The following is a 5226-nucleotide window of genomic DNA, read 5'->3' as shown; positions in this document are numbered from 1 at the left end:
GGGCTGATCACCCGTGGTGGCAAACCCATTTCGCGCCCAACGGGTTCGGCTGCAACTGTGGCGTCGAGACGTTAAACGAGCGCGGACTAAAGCGCTTGGGCAAGGATGCGCCAGATAGCCCGCCGAACGACGGCACCTATGAGCACGTCGATAACACCACTGGCGAAGTGGTGACTGTGCCAAATGGCCTGCAACCCGGCTGGGACTATGCGCCAGGACAAACCGCCACCGAGCGTGCGGTTGCTGCGCGCCTGAATCGGCTGGACAGTGTCGATGCAACGATTGCCCGCGAGAACGTCGCGCAGCTGGTGGAAGCGCCGCTGTTCAACCGCTTCTGGAATGGCGAGGTACGCGGTGAATACCCGGTGGCCGTGGTGCCGCCAGTTGAGCGTCAGGTGCTGGGTGCTGAGTCGCCGGTGGTGCTGCTTTCTCAGCAGAGCCTAAGCGCCCATCGTGAGCGCCACCCGGAGATCGGCATCAATGACTACCGCCGCGTGCAGCAGCTTCTGGACGATGGCGAGGTTTACCGCGTACCCAATGAGCCAGGCCGTTTGATCTACCTGATCATTGAAAGCGTCACCTACCGCGCCGCACTCAAACGTACCGAAGACGGTAAAAAGAACTACTTTTTGACGCTGTTTAAAAGCCGCACAGACCAGCCGCCCCAAGCGGAGCGCTTGAGATAGCCGGAGCGATTGAGATAAGCAAAGGGGAGTAAAGCGGAATTGTAGCCTGCCGCATGGGAGGCACCCATGCTAGCCCTCATCAACGCCCATTCAATGAGATGAATAGACGAAGGGGTCGGTAGCCATACCGAGGACAGGCGCTATCAGTATAGGAGAGAACCATGGGCACCATCAACGTCAATAGCGGCGAAGTAGAGCGCGCCATTACTGAGCTACTCAGCAAGGGAGAGGATCTCACCGCACCGATGAAGTCGATCGGTGAAGAGATGGTCAACCGCACTCAGCAGCGCTTCCGCGACAAAGAGGCGCCGGACGGCACGCCATGGAAAGATAACTCGCCTGTCACCAAGGCGCGCAAAGGTCATGGCCGCGTACTGGAAGGCGAAAGCAAAGAGCTGGCCAAACAGTTCAGCTATAGCGCAGCGTCAGACAGCGTCGAATGGGGCAGCCTAATGGTCTACGCCGCCATGCAGAACTACGGCGGTACAAAAGCCGAGTTCCCCCACTTGTGGGGCGACATACCAGGTCGCGAATATATCGGCCTGAATGATGACGATGGAGACGAAGTGCTGGGTATCCTCGCTGACCACTTGAGCCTTTAACCCGTTATCGCCAACGTGCCCGCGTAAGCGCTGCTGATGTGCTGCCGCTACGTTGGCCTGACTTTCGCCCGCAAGGCGGGTTAGACGTGCGTTAGATTTAGATATCGAGTATATTTTAAATAGAGTGTACTGTTGCGGTACGCTCAGTATGACTGAATTAGCCCAACAAGAGGTTAACAGCTAGGTAACAGGCGGGAGGGCAACTTATGTTAGATAAAATAAAGCGTCGTTTTTGGACAAGTTACAGCCACGCCAAGCAAGAAAGTATGGATAAGCCGAGATATTACGTGGTCGGTAACGGTGTCATGACGATGAAAGCATCGGAAGTCGTGCATGCTAAATCATTTCGAGATCAATTGGACGCCTCCGAAAGGCTAGAGCGACACTTGAAATCTCCACAAACGTAGGCACTAGATGCTTCAAGCGCTTATAGCCTTTGTTACGATTCTTTCAGGCTATCTCTTCATCACCAAGTGGCACGAGTCACGATACATTATTAGACGCCAAGATTCTCAAGGCGTCTATTTTTATGCCGCAGCGGCGGGCATTGTGCTTCTAATAGTTGCCATTTCCTTGGTTAGCTTGTTCGATAACAGCTTGCTTTGGATTAAAAAATTCTTAGCTGTTTGGGCAAAATCTCAGCTACCTCTCGGTGAAAACGAGAAGAGCCTTTCTGCTGCATACTGGATAATTGTTCTCAGTGTCACGCTTTTAATGGGCCTAATAACCGGTTATTTACTAAATTATCTTCAAGCTATAGCTACCATGCGCCAGCAAGATTGGGTGCTCCTGCTCGGGGATGGCATAAAAGAGAAACGCTGGTGGAATCCTGCCTATTATGTTGAAGGCGTTTATAAATATTCCTCTATCAAACCTCTCCGGCGGGCTATAAATCATTTAAACGCTGACTTTGAACTAATTTTGTTCAGAGGGTTTGATCAGGCCAAGCCCATTTGCTTCACACTGCATAGTGGGAAAGTATATGTAGGGCAAGTCATGGGGTCAGTCGATCCAGTTGATAGTCGAGATATGATACGCATACTCCCCATGATGAGCGGCTATCGCGATGATAAGACACATAAAATCACTTTCACTACTTTCTATAAAAAGCTCTACGAGCGGCTTGATAAAACGGAGGAGTTACAGCATTTGCATGATGAAAGTTTTGAAATTGTGTTTAGTTTTGCAGATGTACAAAACGCTAACTTATTCGATACAACCGCTTATGATGAGTTTCAAAAAGACAAGCCAGAAAATGACAGTCAGTTAGATATTGATTTCAGCTTCCCACGCAAAAACTCCTAAAGCGCTTTAAATCCACGCCCCGCCCTAAGCCCCCGATCATGGGGGCATGAAAACACACAGCCTTCACACCAAGCCCCGTGTTGCCGTTTGCGCTCTAAGTGTGCAAACCACCAACGACAAAACGCGCCTGATGCCGTCCGGTACGTTCCATGCTCCGCGTGGGGCTGCTGAAGGCACCGGCCCGTGGCACCTCTCTGCCGAGCAGGCCCAGGCGATCATTCGCCTGGCCGCTGCGCGCAGTACCGATATCGCCATCGACTACGAACACCAAACCCTCTACGCCGAGCAGAACGGCAAGCCTGCGCCTGCCTCTGGCTGGGTCGACCCGCGCTCGCTTGAATATCGCGAGGACGGCCTCTACGGCTCCATCGATTGGACGGCGGCTGCCAAGGCTGCGATCGACGCCAACGAATACCGCTACCTCTCCCCCGTTTTCCCGTATGACGCCCAGGGCCAGCCGCTCGACCTGCTGCACCTGGGGCTAACCAATACCCCCGCCATCGACGAAGGTGCAGCGCAGCTTGCCGCTGCGCGCTTGTCGGTTACGCACGACACACCCGAGGAGATCGACCCCGTGAAACGTGAACAGCTGATTACCACACTCGGCTTGGCTACCGATGCCACCGACGAGCAGATCGACACCGCTATTGCCGCGCTAAAAGCCGGTGACGCCGACGCCAAGGCGCTACGCGAAGCGCTGGGTGCCAAAGATGACGCGAAGCCAGCGGAAGCCGTAGCGGCCTTGAAAGCCTCAAGCGCCACCGCTGCACCGGACATGAGCCAGTACGTACCTAAAGCCGTTTATGAAGAAACCACCCAGCAACTGGCCGCGCTGAAAGCAGGCAGCCAGACCGCTGAGCTAGACGCACTCATCAAGGATGCACTGGACGATGGCCGCATTCCCGGCCAAGCCACAGCGGACTGGCTACGCAAGCAAGGCCTCGCTGCCTGTAAGGCGCACCTTGATGGCGCCCCTAGCATCGCTGCGCTGAAAACTACCCAGACCCAAGGCAAGCAGCCGGAAGACACCAACGCCAAAGGCGAACTGACGGAGAGCGAGCTGGCGGTATGTAAATCCATGGGCATCACGGCTGAGCAGTACCGCGCCGCCAACCCTGCGCAGTAAACCGCGCTAACGACCACCCAAGAGGAAAGCAACGTGACTGCGTTAACCCAAAACCGAAACACACCGCACCGCATTAACCACCGCCGTAGTTACGGGCTTACCGCCGGTGCTGTGGTGTATGCCGGGGGCATTGTGGCGCTGGCGGCCAGTGGCTTTGCATCTGCCGGTTCAACCGCTACCGGCTTGACTGCTGTTGGTGTGGCCACTCATTACCAGGACAACACGACCGGCGATAACGGCGACCAGCGCATTGATGTAAAGGTCGGCTGCTTTGCATTCACCAATTCCGCTGAAGCCGATGAGGTGACTGCCGCTGATGTAGGCAAGCCCTGCTACCTGGTCGATGACCAAACCGTCGCCAAAACCGATGGCGAAGCCACCCGCTCCATTGCCGGAATTATCGACGGTGTCGATGACGTCGGTGTGTGGGTACTGATTGATCCCACGTCAGGCGCCTACCTGTAACCCATTCACGGCCTGCTTGGCTCAAGAGGATAAACCATCATGGATTTAACGAACGCTAACCTTCAGGCGCTGTTCAAGGCCTACAAAACCAACTTCCAGCAGGGCTTCGACTCGGTGGGCGACGCGGGCAGCGTGCATGAGCAGTTTTGTACCGTTGTCACCAGCACCACAGCGGTAGAAGTTTACCCATGGCTTAAAACCCTCCCGCGCATGCGCGAGTGGTTGGGTGATCGTGTTATCCACGGTCTGGAAGGTGCGGACTTCTCCATTCGCAACCGCAAGTTCGAGCTAACCGCCGGTGTCCCCCGCGACAGTATCGAAGACGACACCTACGGCCTTTACGCACCGGTTTATCAGGAGTTTGGCCGCTCAAGCCGTGAACACCCCAATGAAATCGCCGTTGAGGTGCTGGCCGCTAACCCGCTTTGCTATGACAAAAAGCGCCTGTTTGCCAACGACCACCCGGTGCTGGACGAAAAAGGCAAGGCAGTGGGTGTCTCCAATGACATGGGAGGCAATGGCGCCGCCTGGTACGTGATGGACCTTACCCGCGCCATCAAGCCGATGGTGTTCCAGAAGCGCCGTGACTACAACTTCCGCGCCCTCACGGACATCAACGATACCCAGGTCTTTATGACCGACGACTTCCTAATGGGTGTCGATGCCCGCGTTAACGCCGGTGCCGGTTTATGGCAGCTCGTCGTGCGCTCCAACCAGCCGTTCAACGCTGAAAACTATGAAGCTGCCCGCAAGCGCCTGCAGGAACTGAAAGGCGACCATGGCCGCCCCCTCGCCCTGCGCCACAGCCACACCATGGTGCCCAGCAATTTGGAAGGCCCGGCACTTCGCGTGCTGAACAACGCCATGAACGAGGCAGGCGCGACCAACGAATGGGCCAACACCTCACAGCTCATCATGAACCCCTGGCTGCCTAGCGCTGCATAAGCCTGGCTAACGGAGGCCTAACCCATGCCCTACTGCACCCAAGCGGATCTTATTGAGCGCTTTGGCGAGCACGAAGTACTCGCCATCGCCCGCGATG

General features: G+C 55.7%; 5 protein-coding genes and 1 pseudogene. All 6 read left to right on the top strand.

Annotation, left to right across the window (positions count from 1 at the left end):
- Positions 1-686, top strand: a pseudogene (locus tag CZ787_RS18810) (hypothetical protein); the annotation flags it as partial.
- Positions 687-847: 161 nt separating this feature from the next.
- On the top strand, positions 848-1288 hold the full coding sequence (locus CZ787_RS06185) for a phage virion morphogenesis protein (RefSeq protein WP_087107268.1): 441 nt from the start codon (positions 848-850) through the stop codon (positions 1286-1288).
- A gap of 414 nt (positions 1289-1702) precedes the next feature.
- Complete coding sequence (locus tag CZ787_RS06175; protein WP_087107265.1) at positions 1703-2593, top strand: hypothetical protein; 891 nt, start codon at positions 1703-1705, stop codon at positions 2591-2593.
- 46 nt (positions 2594-2639) lie between these two features.
- Positions 2640-3719, top strand: a complete 1080-nt coding sequence (locus CZ787_RS06170; protein ID WP_087107263.1) for a phage protease — start codon at positions 2640-2642, stop codon at positions 3717-3719.
- Between the two features lie 33 nt (positions 3720-3752).
- Positions 3753-4184, top strand: a complete 432-nt coding sequence (locus CZ787_RS06165) for a hypothetical protein (protein ID WP_087107261.1) — start codon at positions 3753-3755, stop codon at positions 4182-4184.
- A gap of 39 nt (positions 4185-4223) precedes the next feature.
- Complete coding sequence (locus CZ787_RS06160; protein ID WP_087107259.1) at positions 4224-5129, top strand: Mu-like prophage major head subunit gpT family protein; 906 nt, start codon at positions 4224-4226, stop codon at positions 5127-5129.
- Positions 5130-5226 lie beyond the last annotated feature (97 nt).

This window comes from Halomonas citrativorans (assembly GCF_900163645.1).
In the GTDB taxonomy this organism is placed as follows: Bacteria; Pseudomonadota; Gammaproteobacteria; order Pseudomonadales; family Halomonadaceae; genus Vreelandella; species Vreelandella citrativorans.
This window is presented reverse-complemented; position numbering and strand designations above follow the sequence as displayed.

Coding starts and splice junctions, on each gene's coding strand:
- CZ787_RS06185 (WP_087107268.1), top strand. CDS start 848: ATGGGCACCATCAACGTCAATAGCGGCGAAGTAGAGCGCGCCATTACT.
- CZ787_RS06175 (WP_087107265.1), top strand. CDS start 1,703: ATGCTTCAAGCGCTTATAGCCTTTGTTACGATTCTTTCAGGCTATCTC.
- CZ787_RS06170 (WP_087107263.1), top strand. CDS start 2,640: ATGAAAACACACAGCCTTCACACCAAGCCCCGTGTTGCCGTTTGCGCT.
- CZ787_RS06160 (WP_087107259.1), top strand. CDS start 4,224: ATGGATTTAACGAACGCTAACCTTCAGGCGCTGTTCAAGGCCTACAAA.